Annotated in this window: 15 protein-coding genes and 1 tRNA gene; 7 read left to right on the top strand and 9 right to left on the bottom strand. The window is 35.5% G+C overall.

Annotated elements, in window-relative coordinates:
* Window positions 1–5 precede the first annotated feature (5 nt).
* The 3 genes from FLB_RS12305 to FLB_RS12295 all read right to left on the bottom strand — a co-directional run bounded on the left by FLB_RS12305 (window position 6) and on the right by FLB_RS12295 (window position 2,793).
* Window positions 6–419, bottom strand: coding sequence for a DM13 domain-containing protein (locus tag FLB_RS12305; RefSeq protein WP_064716251.1), 414 nt, complete (start codon window positions 417–419; stop codon window positions 6–8).
* Between the two features lie 446 nt (window positions 420–865).
* Window positions 866–1,543 (bottom strand): Crp/Fnr family transcriptional regulator, encoded by a 678-nt coding sequence (locus FLB_RS12300; protein WP_064716250.1) that lies wholly within the window; start codon window positions 1,541–1,543, stop codon window positions 866–868.
* Window positions 1,544–1,653: 110 nt separating this feature from the next.
* Complete coding sequence (locus FLB_RS12295) at window positions 1,654–2,793, bottom strand: acyl-CoA dehydrogenase family protein (protein ID WP_064716249.1); 1,140 nt, start codon at window positions 2,791–2,793, stop codon at window positions 1,654–1,656.
* 477 nt (window positions 2,794–3,270) lie between these two features.
* On the opposite strand from FLB_RS12295, the gene FLB_RS12290 reads away from it, so the two are divergent.
* The gene (locus FLB_RS12290; RefSeq protein ID WP_064716248.1) at window positions 3,271–3,861 is read left to right on the top strand and encodes a chalcone isomerase family protein; all 591 of its coding nucleotides are present in this window, start codon (window positions 3,271–3,273) and stop codon (window positions 3,859–3,861) included.
* A 91-nt stretch (window positions 3,862–3,952) separates the two neighbouring features.
* Here FLB_RS12290 and FLB_RS12285 read toward each other — a convergent pair whose 3' ends face one another.
* Together FLB_RS12285 and FLB_RS12280 are read right to left on the bottom strand one after the other, a co-directional pair.
* Window positions 3,953–4,786, bottom strand: a complete 834-nt coding sequence (locus tag FLB_RS12285; RefSeq protein ID WP_157490611.1) for an alpha/beta hydrolase — start codon at window positions 4,784–4,786, stop codon at window positions 3,953–3,955.
* A 50-nt stretch (window positions 4,787–4,836) separates the two neighbouring features.
* Window positions 4,837–5,430, bottom strand: a complete 594-nt coding sequence (locus FLB_RS12280; RefSeq protein WP_064716246.1) for a TetR/AcrR family transcriptional regulator — start codon at window positions 5,428–5,430, stop codon at window positions 4,837–4,839.
* Between the two features lie 104 nt (window positions 5,431–5,534).
* On the opposite strand from FLB_RS12280, the gene FLB_RS12275 reads away from it, so the two are divergent.
* The 3 genes from FLB_RS12275 to FLB_RS12265 all read left to right on the top strand — a co-directional run bounded on the left by FLB_RS12275 (window position 5,535) and on the right by FLB_RS12265 (window position 8,894).
* A complete protein-coding gene (locus FLB_RS12275) occupies window positions 5,535–6,761 on the top strand; it encodes a Glu/Leu/Phe/Val dehydrogenase dimerization domain-containing protein (protein ID WP_064716245.1) in 1,227 nt (408 codons plus the stop codon).
* A gap of 282 nt (window positions 6,762–7,043) precedes the next feature.
* Complete coding sequence (locus tag FLB_RS12270) at window positions 7,044–7,937, top strand: hypothetical protein (RefSeq protein ID WP_064716244.1); 894 nt, start codon at window positions 7,044–7,046, stop codon at window positions 7,935–7,937.
* Between the two features lie 246 nt (window positions 7,938–8,183).
* Window positions 8,184–8,894: a PmeII family type II restriction endonuclease gene (locus FLB_RS12265; protein WP_064716243.1), complete on the top strand. Its 711-nt coding sequence runs from the start codon at window positions 8,184–8,186 to the stop codon at window positions 8,892–8,894.
* Window positions 8,895–8,911: 17 nt separating this feature from the next.
* Here FLB_RS12265 and dcm read toward each other — a convergent pair whose 3' ends face one another.
* From dcm to FLB_RS12250, 3 genes are all read right to left on the bottom strand, one after another.
* Entirely contained in the window at window positions 8,912–10,141 is a 1,230-nt protein-coding gene (gene dcm / locus FLB_RS12260) for a DNA (cytosine-5-)-methyltransferase (protein ID WP_064716295.1), read from the bottom strand.
* Window positions 10,142–10,373: 232 nt separating this feature from the next.
* Window positions 10,374–10,769, bottom strand: a complete 396-nt coding sequence (locus FLB_RS12255) for an ExbD/TolR family protein (RefSeq protein WP_064716242.1) — start codon at window positions 10,767–10,769, stop codon at window positions 10,374–10,376.
* Window positions 10,770–10,771: 2 nt separating this feature from the next.
* Window positions 10,772–11,467, bottom strand: coding sequence for a MotA/TolQ/ExbB proton channel family protein (locus FLB_RS12250; protein WP_064716241.1), 696 nt, complete (start codon window positions 11,465–11,467; stop codon window positions 10,772–10,774).
* 128 nt (window positions 11,468–11,595) lie between these two features.
* Between FLB_RS12250 and FLB_RS12245 the strand changes: the two genes are divergently transcribed.
* Both FLB_RS12245 and FLB_RS12240 read left to right on the top strand, forming a co-directional pair.
* A complete protein-coding gene (locus FLB_RS12245) occupies window positions 11,596–12,840 on the top strand; it encodes a bifunctional folylpolyglutamate synthase/dihydrofolate synthase (protein ID WP_064716240.1) in 1,245 nt (414 codons plus the stop codon).
* Window positions 12,841–12,924: 84 nt separating this feature from the next.
* A tRNA-Val gene (locus tag FLB_RS12240) sits at window positions 12,925–12,999 on the top strand.
* A gap of 80 nt (window positions 13,000–13,079) precedes the next feature.
* Here the strand turns inward: FLB_RS12240 and FLB_RS12235 are convergent.
* Window positions 13,080–14,084, bottom strand: a complete 1,005-nt coding sequence (locus tag FLB_RS12235) for an alpha/beta hydrolase (RefSeq protein ID WP_064716239.1) — start codon at window positions 14,082–14,084, stop codon at window positions 13,080–13,082.
* A 520-nt stretch (window positions 14,085–14,604) separates the two neighbouring features.
* Here FLB_RS12235 and FLB_RS12230 point away from each other — a divergent pair.
* Window positions 14,605–15,480 carry a helix-turn-helix domain-containing protein gene (locus FLB_RS12230; RefSeq protein ID WP_064716238.1) on the top strand — a complete coding sequence of 292 codons (876 nt, stop codon included), beginning with the start codon at window positions 14,605–14,607 and terminating at the stop codon, window positions 15,478–15,480.
* Window positions 15,481–15,511: the final 31 nt, after the last annotated feature.

Here is a 15,511-nt window from a genome sequence, read left to right as displayed (position 1 = left end):
TGTTATTATTTAAGATTAGCCGAAGCAAATAAATGATTGTATTGCTGGCAGTGGATTAATACAAATGGATAAGATGCCAACAAAACGGCATCAGGAATTGGATAAACAGTTGCTGAAGTTAAATTCCCTAGTGTAATAAAATCAGTTGGAGAATTGGATTTTGACAAATACACTTTTAAATCCGGACCGCTAGAAATGCTAAAGTTGTCGAAAACTACTTTAAATTGATTGCCATCCTTAACGATCTTTGCAGCACCCGAAACTTTAATTCCTGCATTGGGTGCAAAACTACCTTGAGCAACCGTGATTGAGGTAGCAGGATCAATTGTGCTTTCTATTTTGTCTTTAGTCAGTACACCTTCAGTTTCACAGGAACAAAATAAGGCTAGTATTGGTAACAGTAAAAATTTAGTGCTCATAATTTTCCTTTTTTGTTGAGCAAAGCTAGCCGTTTTAGTTGTAATGATTTGTCTGCTACTTTACATTTCAAATAAAAAAGACGATTTAGGTTAAAATTCGACCCGCTAATAGCCAATCCATTTGGAAATCAGTTAAGTTGTGAAGGTGCTACCCTCAACTGTGTGGGTAAACACACAAGCAAAAAAACAACCATATAAGATTCTGTAAGGTCATATAAGAATTGAGAAAATGCACCATTATCTATTTATAAATGTAGTAGATTCATTCGCTGTAGTAGAGACAGTAAGAATTGTCTAAGAAATAAGAGCGGTATTTTTATCAAACTTATATGCCCTTAAATGCCTTAAATGGTTCAAAAACAGAAGTTGTTAGTGTTAGAGTAACACAATTTAAAACAGTAAAACCCACACAATTCAGTGTAGAACCCTTTATGTTTTCTCAAATACTACAAAAGTGCGATATTCTCAATTATAATTTCTTTCCGGCTGTAATGTAAGATGCCTTTTTCTTCCAACTCATTGAGTAATTGAGTTGCGGTTTGTCTAGAGGTACAAATGATTTGGGCAATATCGTTTTGCGTGAGATAATTGTCAATAACGATGCGATTGTCATTGTGTTTCCCATCTCGCTCAGCCCATTCTTTTAGAAAAGTAAGTAAGCGTGTTTTGGCGTCTTTTGAAATAAGATTCGCGTAGTTGTTCTTGATGCGTTTCATTTTTAACCCCACAAACTTAGTATAAGACAACGCCAAGGTAGGATGTTGCAATAATAAATTTTCAAAATCAGACAGTAGGAAGCTGCAAATAAAAATTTCGTCGGTTAATGCTTTGGCGTATTCATTCGAGTTTTTGTCGCTCTCTAATTCTAATTCACCAAACATATCTCCTTTTTGAATAATGTCTTTTATGGTTTCATTGCCATCTTCGTCTACCGAAACAATTTTGATATTCCCTTTTTTAAGCAAAAAAACGCGTGGCAAATCCGTAGAGGGAAAATAAATAACTTCTCCTTTCTTCGCTTTTTTAAAACCTGTAATTATGCACAATTGTTTCAATTGGCTACCACTTAGGGTCGAAAACAACTTGTGGTCACGCAGATACCAATATTTTAATTCTTCATACATGAAACAAATGTATCATAAATAAATAAAAAAACCATCAAAAAAATAAGATGGGGTAAATTAGGAACTTACCGTCTTACTTTTTTAATGGTTTGAAAATATATTTAGTTTAATTACGAAACCAAACCTCTAGAAATTACAATACGTTGGATTTCTGAAGTTCCCTCATAAATTTGAGTTATTTTGGAATCGCGCATCATACGCTCTACGTGGTATTCTGCTACGTAACCGTTTCCACCGTGAATTTGAACCGCTTCGTTGGCTACTTCAAGTGCAATCTCAGAAGCATACAATTTGGCCATAGCTCCAGAATGTGCAATATCTTGTCCAGCATCTTTTTCGCAAGCTGCTTTCATCACCAATAACTTAGCGGCTGTAATTTTAACATACATATCGGCTAATTTAAAAGCAATGGCTTGGTGTTTGAAAATTTCTTTTCCAAAGGCTTTGCGCTCTTGCGAATATTTCAAGGCTAGTTCATAAGCGCCTGTTGCAATTCCTAAGGCTTGAGAAGCAATCCCGATTCTACCTCCGTTCAAAACATTCATGGCAAAAGCAAATCCAAAACCATCGGCACCAATTCTGTTTTCTTTAGGCACTTTTACATCAGTAAATAATAAGGAGTGGGTATCACTACCGCGAATTCCCATTTTCTTTTCTTTTGGACCAATTTCAAAACCTGCCCAACCTTTTTCTACGATAAAAGCATTGATTCCTTTGTGTCCTTTTTCGATATCGGTTTGAGCAATTACGATATAGGTAGAAGCCGTACCGCCATTTGTAATCCAGTTTTTGGTTCCATTCAAAACATAATGGTCTCCCTTATCTATTGCTGTAGTTTTTTGCGAAGTAGCATCCGAGCCTGCTTCTGGCTCTGATAAGCAAAACGCACCAATCACTTCACCTTTAGCCAGGGGTACAAGATATTTCATTTTTTGCTCTTCGTTACAGTATTTTTCTAATCCTGCGCAAACCAATGAATTGTTCACAGACATAATTACTGCTGCAGAAGCATCTACTTTGGCAATTTCGGTCATAGCCAAAACATAAGACACACTATCCAAACCAGCGCCACCATATTTGGGATCTACCATCATCCCTAGAAAACCAAGGTTACCCATCATTTTCACTTGCTCAGTTGGAAACTTAGAATGTTCGTCTCTTTCAATAACTCCAGGTTGCAATTCCGTTTGAGCAAAATCTCTTGCTGCCTGCTGAATCATCAAATGCTCTTCAGTAAGGTTAAAATCCATGTTGTATTTAGTTTATATTAAGTAAGTATTCAAATTTTGAATCCAAAAGTAGAATTTATATATTAAAAACTCAAACGATTTCGTCAATTTAGCTTTTGTTTAAAATAATTGACATTTTTTTTTGTACATCGCTAAAAATATGGTCTAGAATCTTCTGTTTTTGCACAAAATAAGATTTTTTTAAAAACAGAAAGATCATCCGTTTTTAGAACAGAGAATACGACTTTTAATCTGTCATCACTATGAAAAATTTAACTTATTGATCAAAAGAGCCATTTTATCATGTTTTAAATACACAATAATTTAACATAATAATAATGTAAATTTTATTTTTTTAAATTAATATTTTGACTTACTAAATGATACCGACTTAAATTAAAACAAAATGCTTAATACTTATCAGTGGGTCAAAAATCTATATTGAATAACCTTTGGCTTACTATAAATTTGCACTCTATATTTAATTCAGTACAATTTATGAAAAAAGCGATTACTTTACTTGTGGTATTCTTTTTAACACTTTCATTTTCAAAAGGAATTGCCCAAGAAAAATTTAAGATCAATGGGGTTACAGTTCCAAGAACCATCGATTTTGAGAATCAAAAATTACAATTGAACGGGTTCGGATCTCGAACAAAATTTTGGACAGATGTTTATGTACAAGCTTTGTATTTGACACAATTATCAGAAGATGCTAAGGATATTTTAGAAAGCGATACTAATATGGGCATTCGTTTGCAAATTACTTCTTCTTTGGTGAGTTCACAAAAGCTTTCAAAATCTTTACACAAGGGGATGGTGAAATCTATTGGTGAAGAAAATCTCCCGCAAATCAAAATGCAATTGGATAAGTTAGAAGAACTATTAAATCGAGAAGCAACAGTAGAAAATGATGCTTTTAATTTGATTTATTCTTCTACAGAAAAAGCAATCTTAGTATACAAAAACAACAAATTAGAAGGGAAAATTCCGGGGTTTGATTTTAAAAAAGCTTTTTTTGGAATTTGGTTATCTAACAATCCTGTAGATGCTGAACTTAAAGATGCACTCTTAGGAAAAATAAAATAAAATAAAAGCATCGCACAATCCCCCTTTTTGCCCAAAAAAGGATATGCCGTTACTGATCATCATCAGCAGCGGCATTTTTTTTTTAAGCATGTTAGTTGACAAAACTTACAACCGTTTGAATTACTTCTTTACTTTTTAAATCGTGACCTAATCCTTCAGTCAAGACCAATTGGCTGTTTTTCCAGTGTTTGTTTAATCGAATTGAATAGTGATGATGCGTTGCTTCATCTCCTTTATCATGAACGATTAAAGCAGGAATAGTAAGATGCTCTGCAAATTTTGCAGTTGAGAAATAGCTAGGCAATTGTCCTAACTGCAACTCAAATTCCTTGATAATTAGCTCCAAAGCTCTTGAACTCAGCCCCAGCGTTTTTTTATAAAAGTCAAAAAAATCAGTAGCTTCGCCTGGAGCCCCCATAATGACAACCTTTTCTATGTTATTGGTCTTGTATTGATTCAAATAATAAGCCGTTGCAAATCCACCAATAGAATGACTAATGATTGCGTTAACTTCTGGCTTTCTTTGCAAAAACATCGCAATTACTTGAGCATACAAAACCACATGAATCATTTTGCCAGAAGACAATCCGTGTGCAGGTGCATCTAGCGCATAAACGGTAAAATCTTGTTGCACCAACTGCTCCACATATTTCTTCCATCTAAACGAATGACTTGCCCAGCCATGCACCATTAGTATTTTTTTGGAACCATTCCCCCATTTATAGGTCTGGATTTTATAATTTTCATACTCAATTACCTCAGAAATCCCTTTTTTCAAAAATTGCATTTGATGTGGTTTCACTTTATGAGCAAATGGGTTGCAAAAAAGTGCAAAACCTTTTCGCTGTAGCATTTTTGGGTGAACACAGGCTAAAATATTAAAGTAAAATCCTATGTTTTTTTGAATCATTCTCTTTAGTTTCATCTTCTTTTGTGTTTTTTGATACCAATCGGTATCGTTTTGGATAAATTTTTTTATAGTAAAACATCGGCCACTATCCAATTTTTTAGATGCTTTACTACCGTTTCTATATCATTATTAGAATCCTGCAATTTGCTCATCATAATCGCTCCTTCAAGCGAGGAAATCATAACAATGGCTACTAATTTTTCGTTCACAATAGCATTGACCTCTTTATGTGTTTTACCGTTGATAACAATCGTTTCTATTGAATTTCTAAATACGGTTAAAGCTTGTAAGGCTTTGTCTTTTAGCACCATTGTGGTGTCATCAACTTCTGTTGACACATTCAGTAAAGGACAACCTCCACTAAAAAAAGGATTATTAATGTAGCCTTGAAATAGCTCCAAAACACAGAACAACTTGTCCCTTGTGTTGCTTTCCGCTTTGATTCTTTTTTGCAATGTATTGAAAATCGAATGCATCATATTTTGAAACGCTTCGATTTCCAATTGCTCTTTATTTTCAAAATGGCGATAAATGGCACCTTTCGTCAATCCAGTGGCATTGGTAATGTCACTCAACGAAGTAGCCCGATACCCTTTTGTATTAAAAAGAGTAATTGCTTCTTGTAGTACCTTGCCTTTTGTAATTTCTGACGACTTCATACGCAAAGATACCGATTGGTATCAAATATTTCAAAAAATGTGAAATTTTTTTTTTCATATACTGAAAAAAGTAAATTTGCTTAACAAAATAACACCCATTTTTAATGAAAGATTTATTAAAGAAATTCGAAAATAAACAGCCTGAAATCATCTTCAATTGGAAAGATTCTGAAACCGAGGCCGAAGGATGGACCGTAATCAATTCCTTACGTGGAGGTGCTGCTGGTGGCGGTACAAGAATGAGAAAAGGATTGGATATGAACGAGGTTTTGTCTCTAGCCAAAACGATGGAAGTAAAATTCTCTGTTTCAGGACCAGCAATTGGTGGTGCCAAATCGGGTATCAACTTTGACCCTAACGACCCAAGAAAAAAAGGTGTTTTGCAACGTTGGTACAAGGCGGTTTCTCCTTTATTAAAAAGTTATTATGGAACCGGTGGCGATTTGAATGTAGACGAAATCCACGAAGTAATCCCAATGACCGAAGAATGTGGGGTTTGGCATCCGCAAGAAGGTGTTTTTAACGGACACTTCAAACCTACAGAAGCAGACAAAATCAATCGCATCGGGCAATTACGTCAAGGCGTAATCAAAGTAATCGAAAACCCAAAATTCTCCCCTGATGTAACCAAAAAATACACCGTTGCCGATATGATTACCGGTTATGGTGTTGCTCAAGCTGTTGGCCATTATTATAGCATTTACGGTGGCGATATCAAAGGTAAAAAAGCGATTGTTCAAGGTTTTGGAAACGTAGGTTCAGCAGCAGCTTTTTATTTGGCTGAAATGGGAGCCAAAATCGTTGGAATCATTGATAGAGACGGAGGATTAATCAACGAAAATGGTTTCTCTTTCGAAGAAATCAGAACCTTATTCCTAAACAAAGACGGCAACAAATTGGTTTCCGAAAACATGATTCCATTTGAAGAAATCAACCAAAAAATATGGACCATTGGTGCAGAAATTTTCACACCTTGTGCTGCCTCTCGTTTGGTAACTCAATCTCAAATTGACAGTTTGATTGCGAACGGACTCGAGGTAATCTCTTGTGGTGCGAACGTTCCTTTTGCCGACAAAGAAATTTTCTTTGGCCCAATTATGGAAGACGTTGACCACAAAGTAAGCTTGATTCCTGACTTTATTTCCAACTGTGGAATGGCTAGAGTTTTCGCCTATTTTATGGAGAAAAAAGTACAAATGACCGACGAAGCCATCTTTCAAGACACGTCCGAAACCATCAAAAATGCTATTGTAAAAGCACACGCTTTAAGCACTGCAAAAACCAACATTAGCGCGACGGCTTTCGAAATCGCTTTGAAACAATTGGTGTAAAATCAACATACAAATTTCCCAAAGGTGCGGCTCATCAACCGCACCTTTTTTTATACTTTCATTTTTAGGAGCAGCAACAAAAGGCTTTCTGGGCAGCATCGTCCCGCTGTCCGTTATATCTTTGCCTTTTTAAAGGAAAAAGGCAAAGGATGCCACTGCCATCGGGGCTAGAGAGCCACAACCTCAATTTTTGCCATCATTTTCACTACAACGCTCCTCTTTTCTTGACAATTTTTAGTACTTTTCAGCGTTTTTAACCCATACTTAAAATTCAAAACCATAATGCAATCCCCAGTTACCTCAGATAAGAAAAAAGCCATCGCCTTTTCCGTAGCAATTTACGGAATACTGCTGTTGCTTTTATTTTTTATCCGTTTTTGGCCTCCCTACAACCCCGATTCTTTTACAGCACTTGCTGGCGGCGGCGGTGGTGGGCTTACGGTCAACTTTGGCGATAGCGAAATGGGACAGGGTGCCGATTACCAAAGCGAAGTTTTGGACGTAAAAAACCAAACCAAAGTTACTCCCACACCGGCAACTCCAGACGAGGCCATCTTATCTCAAGAAACTGCCACAGAGGAAAGTGTAGTCATTCCCAAAATAGAAAAAGTAAAAAACACCACACCTACCCCAAAAGAAACCCCAAAAACCGTGGTCGAAAAACCAAAAGTTTCTAATACAACCAACGATGCCTTATCGAGCATCCTAAAAGGCTCCAACAAAGGAGGCGATGGCGACGATAAAGTAACAGGGAATAAAGGAAAAGCTAACGGAAGCTTAAGCGCCAAAGATTATTATGGCTCTGGAGGTTCTGGCGGCGGCACAGGCGGTGGCAACGGAACCGGAAATGGCATTGGGACCGGAAGCGGTTATGGCGCAGGAAGCGGCGGTGGATCCGGTGGAGGCGCAGGCTATTCTCTAGGCAACCGCAGAGCTATCTCAAAACCTGTCCCAAAATACACTTGTAACGAAGTAGGCAAAGTAGTCGTAGAAGTAGCCGTAGACCGTAACGGCAACACCATAAGCGCCATTGCCGGAAGCAAAGGAACCACCAATACCGCCAAATGCCTTCTGGACCAAGCCAAGATTGCAGCAATGAACACCAAATGGGATGCTAGCAGCAACGCACCAGAGAAACAAGTCGGCAAAATCGTTTATAATTTTAGCTTGAATTAAGTCGTTGTGCAGAACTCATTCCTACAAAGTCTTTTTCCAGACCCATATGAGTATCCATCATCAATAATACCTACAAGATTAAAAGAAACCTTGCAGGAAATCCAAAAAACAGAAAAGTATAACCGAAGACAGTTCTTTATATGTTCTATTATAAAAAATGTGTCTGACTAATCGACAAGTTATCTGTCATTCTATAAAAAGTAAAACGTAAAAAAATTACTATCTTTGAAAACCAATTTTAAAAAAATGACAGAAGAAAATAGAATTGAAATACTAAATAATGCTAAAGATTTTTTCAGAAGTGAAATTGTAACTAGCCATATTGAAGGAGCTTGCAAGCGAGCAAGTAAATTGTCAGAATACAATGTGAATCCTTTTTTATTCAAATATTTAGCAAATTTCCTAACTGGAAATGATAATGCTGAAAGTATTGCAAGAGCTTTAGTTTTACCAAGAATTCTAGGCTCATCAATTAACACGTCATTTGGAATGAAAATCCAAAAATTAATAGGCCAATTGTTTCAAGGGCTAGGTTCAACGACATCAGGAATTGATATTGAATTCATTGATGCTATAGATGGACGCAGAAAATATTGTCAACTTAAAGCCGGTCCAAATACAATCAATCACGATGATGTAGTAACCGTTATTAATCACTTTAATGGCGTTAGAAATTTAGCAAGAACAAATAACTTAAATATTGGAATAAATGATATGATAGTTGGAGTTATTTACGGTGAAGAAGCTGAATTAAGTTCACATTATAAAAAAATATCTAACTCATTTCCTGTCATAATAGGGAAAGAATTTTGGTATAGACTTACAGGAAAAGAAGATTTTTACTTTGACTTGATTGATGCAATTGGAGACGTTGCATTAGAAGTTGATGGAAGTCATATTGTAGAAGAAACGATTTCAAATCTAGCGCTAGAAATTCAAGCAAAATATTTTGAGTAAAATAGAAATGTAGATTTCTATTTTACTCTATAAAAGTTATTTAAAAACTTGATAATCGAATAACCAACTTCTCGACCTAAATTTACAGGAACAGCATTTCCGATTTGTTTATATTGTTGAGCCAGTGGTCCTGAAAATTGCCAATCATCTGGGAAAGTTTGTATTCTAGCATATTCACGCACTGTAAACGGACGAGTTTCGTCTGGGTGACATCTTTCAGTTTGTTTTTGGGCTGGACTACAAGTTAAAGTTAAGCAAGGCTCATCCCAGCCTATTCTTCTAGCCATACCAGTTTTCCCCCCACCTAAATAAAAACTTGCCCCCATAAATTCCTTCTGGATATCTATTGGCAAATCTCTCCAATATCCTTTAGGTGGAACTAAATCTAAAACACTTTTTTTACTTTCAGGATATTTTGCTCCATTGGACTTTTGCACATTAGACGCAAACAATTCTCCTTTTTTAAGTGCATCAGAAAGATTATAGATTTTTTTATAAGGTTTTGGATATTCATATTTTAAATCAATATCTTTCCTAATTCCAACTAAAATAAGACGTTCTCTTTTTTGTGGAACTTTATAATTTATAGCCTTTAATACTTGTGCTGGAACAACATTGTATCCAATTTCATCCAAAATTGAAATCATACCTTGTAAAGTTTTTCCATTATCGTGGCTCAATAACCCTTTAACATTTTCTCCGATACAAATTGGCGGATTTACTTCTTTTACAACACGTGCAAATTCATAAAACAAAGTTCCTCTGGCATCTTCAAATCCTAATCTTTTACCAGCATAACTAAATGCTTGACAAGGAAATCCTCCTGTAACAACATCCACTTGATTGTAGTATTGAGAAAAAATAAAATCTTTTATATCTCCTTCCAAAACATTCCAATTTGGTCGATTGTTTCTTAAAGTTGCACAAGCGTGTTTGTCAATTTCATTCAAAGCAACACATTTCAATCCTGCTTTTTCCATTCCAACTGCTAAACCACCAGCACCAGCAAATAGTTCTAAAACCTTGTATTCGTTTTCTGGCTCGACAAAATTAGAAACTGTTTCTCGGACATCCGTCTGAAGAAAATCTGCAAATAAAGTTTCAACATCGCTTTTTCTATAAACTCTATAATTACTCATAGGCTCACGAACTGCAGAAAGTTTTCCTTCTTCATCCCAACGACGAAGCGTTTTTGTACTCTTATTAAGCAACTTTGCTGTTTCTGAAATAGTTAAATATTCACTCATAACCAAATTATACAACATTAGACATTGGTTACAAATATAACAGAAAACAATTCAAACTTCCAAGACAAAAATGATATTTAATTTAGCACTAAAATCGCTTTAGTTAAATGCGTGAGGGATAGGAGCTAGCTACCGAAGTAGCGCGGATAGCCCGACCGCAGAAAAGTAAAGGGGCGAATAACACCTATGCTATTCGCCCCTTTGCTTTTATGGGGTCACGCCCAAATTATACTTATTTTGGACTGGTGGCTATGACAAACTTTAGGTTATTTTTGACGCCTATTTGAAGGACGTCTACTAAATCTTGAACTTGTAAGTTGAATGGAATGCGGACGATGACCGTTTGGTCTTTTTCGCCACTCATTTTTCCCATCAAAGTGGTTTCTAGGTCTTCGAAAGCTACGGGTTGTTTATCGAGATAGAACTTTTTGTCTTCGGTAACCGAAAGGCTAATGTATTGCTTATTCGTTTTTTCGTTGGACTTGGCTTTGGGCAAGGTCATTTTTATCACATTTGGATTGGCCAATGTGGAAATGATTAGGAAAAACAACAATAAGAAAAACATAATATCGCTGAGCGAAGAGGTCGCTACTTCGGCGTGAAATCTTCTTTTTCTTTTGATCGCCATAACTATGCTCTTTGAATAATATTAACGAATTCTAAAATCTGTTTTTGCACTTTTAACGCAAAATTATCAATCTTTCCGTTCAGCAAATGGTAGGCACTGTAGGCGATGATTCCAACAATTAATCCAGCACCACTACTAATCATTTTCTCGTACAATCCACCAGAAATGTTTCCGATACTAATGTTTTCTGTAACCGAAATGCTGTAAAAAATTTTGATTACCCCAGAAATGGTTCCGATAAATCCAAGTGTGGGAGCAATACCTGCAATTAATCCTAAATGACCTAAATGCTTTTCCATTTGACCAATTTCGATATCGGCAGCGCGATCCATATTCGATTCAATCTCTGCGATGGGACGACCAATCACCAGAATTCCTTCTTTTATAATCGTGCTTGAAGCATTAGTAGAACGTTCAACGATGGCTCTAGCCAATTCTATATTTCCGGATTGCAATTGCTCTCCCACATCGCGCAACAAACGATCGTCTATTTTTGAGGCTCTGTCTATGTACAAATACCGCTCGGCAATTACATAAAACGTATAGAGTAACAAAATGGCAATCGGAATTAAGAAAAACCCACCTTTCAAAATAAATTCCAATACCGAGATTTCAGTATTTGGAGCAACATTTTCAATAATAGCAGTAGAAGTCGCAGCAGTAAGTGAGTCGGCTTGTAGAGAGAGTAAAGTAAACATATTTTATTCTTGATTTTTACGAATTAATTCTAAAAAATATTTCAATTTTGCACTAAAGATACTTTTCGTTCTAGTATTAAACTAAAAAAAATGAAAATTATTTTAAACCCCTCTTTTTTGCTCAAAAAATGAATTATCAAGAAACTCTTCACTGGCTATACAATCAGCTGCCTATGTATCAATTGCAAGGCGCATCGGCTTATAAAAAAGATTTGACCAACGTACATTTGTTAGCCGACTACTTGGGGCATCCCGAGCAAAAATTACGATGCATACACGTGGCGGGCACCAACGGGAAAGGCTCTACCTCTCATCTGCTTGCCTCTGTACTGAAGGAAGCAGGATTAAAAGTAGGTTTGTACACCTCACCACATCTTACGGATTTTAGAGAACGCATCAAAATCATTTCGAACGCGAATCCAGAACAAGCTTGGGAAGAAATTCCAGAGGACTTTGTTTGTAATTTTGTAAACCAACACCGTTCATTTTTTGAAGCACAGGATATGAGTTTCTTCGAAATGACCGTAGGTTTGGCTTTTGATTATTTTGTAAAAGAGCAAGTTGACATTGCTATCATAGAAGTTGGAATGGGTGGCCGATTGGATGCCACTAATATTATTACGCCATTAGTTTCGATCATCACCAATATAGGATTAGATCACACTCAATTTCTTGGCGATACACTAGCGGCTATTGCTGGTGAAAAAGCAGGCATCATAAAACCAAGCATTCCAGTAGTGATTGGCGAATACACTCCAGAAACCTTAGCTGTTTTTATTAGCAAAGCCAAAAGTTGTTTTGCTGAAATTCATTTGGCCTCGGATTTGATTTCGAGTACTTATCCCTCGGATTTATTAGGCGATTACCAAGTGCACAACAAGAAAACGGTAATGCAGACCATAGCGGTTTTGAACGAAAACAGATCCATAGTGGTTACGCCAAAAGAACTTCAAACTGGAATTGCCAACGTAATAAAAAATACAGGACTCCAAGGCCGTTGGCAACAGCTAAAAGAGCAACCGAAAGTAATTGCCGATACAGCTCACAATAAAAATGGACTTGAAATCGTAATGCGTCAAATTCAAAAAGAGAAATTTGATCAATTGCATCTCGTTTTAGGAGTGGTTAATGACAAAGATTTAAAAGAAGTATTGCCTTTGTTTCCAAAAAACGCCATTTATTATTTTTGTAAACCAAATATTCCACGTGGCTTAGAAGCTACAACACTACAATCCGAAGCGCAGTTATTTGGTCTAAACGGAGAAGTATATTCTTCTGTTTCAGAAGCCTACGAAGCAGCGTTGAAAAATGCTGCTCCAACAGACTTTGTTTATGTAGGCGGCAGTACTTTTGTGGTTGCAGAAATTTTGTAATTTTTTTTCATTTTTGCTTGCACATCCCGAAAAGGGTTGTATATTTGCACTCGCAATCACAAACGATAGCAACCTAGTAAAATAGGGCGATTAGCTCAGCTGGTTCAGAGCACCTCGTTTACACCGAGGGGGTCGGGGGTTCGAACCCCTCATCGCCCACAAAAAAATCCTTAAGTAATTAAGGATTTTTTTTTTGCTCTAAATGATAAATTTTTCCAAAAAAAATAGATAATTCTTTGCTATTGTTTTTTGAGTATCAATTTAAGTGCTTTAATAAAGGTTGGAAGTGGAGTATCGGTATGAGCAAGTCCTGAAAATATTTCATTCGAATAATTTAGACCATTTTTTGTTTTTAGAGCGCTTTCTAACTGTGATAATACATCTTCTCTTTTAATGGTGGTTATGGCGTGAAATTCATCATTTTCAAGTCCACCAAAAGTAACATAGGCTTGAGTTTGGTTGTTGTCTTCAAAATTAGCGTTTTGAAAAGCATTTATAATATAATTGTTTTCATAAAATGCTGTTGGACTAGCAGCAATATAGTTTGTGAAAATATGATTTTTTGCTGCTAGATTAGTATACAGTGCGTATAATGTAAAATAGCCACCCAAAGAATGTCCCATCAAAATCTGTTTTGTAGTATCAACCGAATATTTTGCGTCAACATATGGTACAACTTGTGTATTTATAAATGAAACAAATTCTTTTGCTCCACCTGTCATTAAAGGAATCTTTTCTTTTGGGTCGGCTTTTGGATAAGTAAAATCTCTAGAACGTAAAGTATTTGTAGTTGCATAATCTTTATATCCGATTCCGACAAGAATAGCCTCTGGCATTACAGCTGCTTCTGCATAATGATGAAATGTTTGAGCCATAATGTCAAAATAAATATTACCATCAACCAAAAACACAACAGGATATTTTTTTGTTTTTATATAGCTTTTTGGTACAGAAACTGAAACTGTATATTCTTGATTTATAAAATTAGATTGCATGACCTTTTTCTCTACTTCGTTTTTGTTAACTCGAGGCTTTTTTTTCTCTTTCGGGTTGATTAAGGTTGTATCCTCATCTTTTTTTGTTTCTTTTTTGATGGATTTAAATATTTTTTTTTCCTCCTTTTGGATTCCTCCATTTTTAAAATTGGATTTAAAATCTCCAAAACCATTTGTTCCTATTACGTCATTTGCATTAGTAAACCTTGTTGCGAAAAGCATTACCATTAAAAATATTTTCTTTTTCATTTTTTTTAAAATTTATCAGTATCTCTTATGTGTTAAAAATAATTAATTCTTATCAGCTAACAGCGCAAAATATTGAAAATAAGTTTGATAATGAGTAGATTTGGATTAATTTGATTGTTTCTTTTTTTGAGGAGCTATCTATACTCTTTTTTAGAAAGTAATGATAATAGGTTGAGTAATTTAAAAATCGAGTTGTATTGTAAAGGAATTATTGTAGTTCAATGTCGCTGCTTAAGTCCTTTAGGACGATTTCTAAATGAAAAATTAAGTCCTTTTTTTTGTGAATGCTTCCCAAAAAGAAAGCCATTTACGAACATCATCGATGCAAAAGGATTGATTTGGAACAGGGTCTCTATAGTGAAGGATTGTTTTTGCATTCGAAAGGTTACTGATTCCGCCCAAAAAAAACGACTAATTTAATGCAAAGCTAATAGTGTCAATCTGTTGAACTTAATGCTTCAATCATTCAATAAACCACTACCTGTAAACAAAAACGTATCTTTGTGTTTTGAAATAAAAAATGGCCGACAAAATAAAGAAACTTAAATTTAAACGGAACTCTTATCTACAATTAGAAGTTGTTCCGCTGTATGCGTTGACAGCTTTAAATAAAGACCATTTAGTAACGCCTCATCGGACATCTTTTTACCACATTTTTTTATTTGACAACTGCCAACTAACACATTATGTCGACTTTACTCCAGTCAAAATTGAGCCCTATACTTTGTTGTTTATTGACAAAGATCGTGTCCATCAGTTTGACAAATTACTGGATTATCAGGGACAAGTTTTGATATTTACCGAAGATTTTTTTTGCACCACTGAAAATGATACTAAATTTTTAAGAAGCAACATATTATTCAATGACCTTGCTGACAAGCCATCGATTAATTTAAACAAAAGCGATTATGAAAAATACACTAACATTTGCCAAAGTATTACAGAAGAATTGAGTTTGCCTATAGACAATTCAAATCATATTTTGATAAAAAATCTGCTTCATAATTTTTTGCTTCTTGCTGAAAGGGAAAAACGCAAGCAAGGTTTTACAGAATTGAAAAAAGGCGCTGATCTTGATTATACGTTGCTTTTTCGGGATGTATTGGAGAGCAACTTCCACAAATTGAAAGGCGTAAATGAATACGCTAAATTAATGTGCCTTTCTGAAAAACGTTTAGGTCAAGCAACTGCAAAGGTTTTAGGCAAATCGCCTAAAGAAATCATTAACGACAGAATAGTTTTAGAAACTAAACGTCTTTTGGTTCATTCAAATTTATCCATCAAAGAAATCGGGCAGGAATTAGGTTTTGACGACCCTGCTTATTTTGTACGCTATTTTAAAAAAAATACGGAAACTACACCCGTAGAGTTTAGGGAAAGGTATCTCAAAAAGTAATTATCCCAAAAGTACCATACAAAGGCTGATT

It is taken from the genome of Flavobacterium succinicans, from assembly GCF_001662485.1.
GTDB lineage: Bacteria > Bacteroidota > Bacteroidia > Flavobacteriales > Flavobacteriaceae > Flavobacterium > Flavobacterium succinicans_A.
Note: the sequence above shows the minus strand (reverse complement) of the source record. Positions and strands in the feature narration are given on the sequence as shown.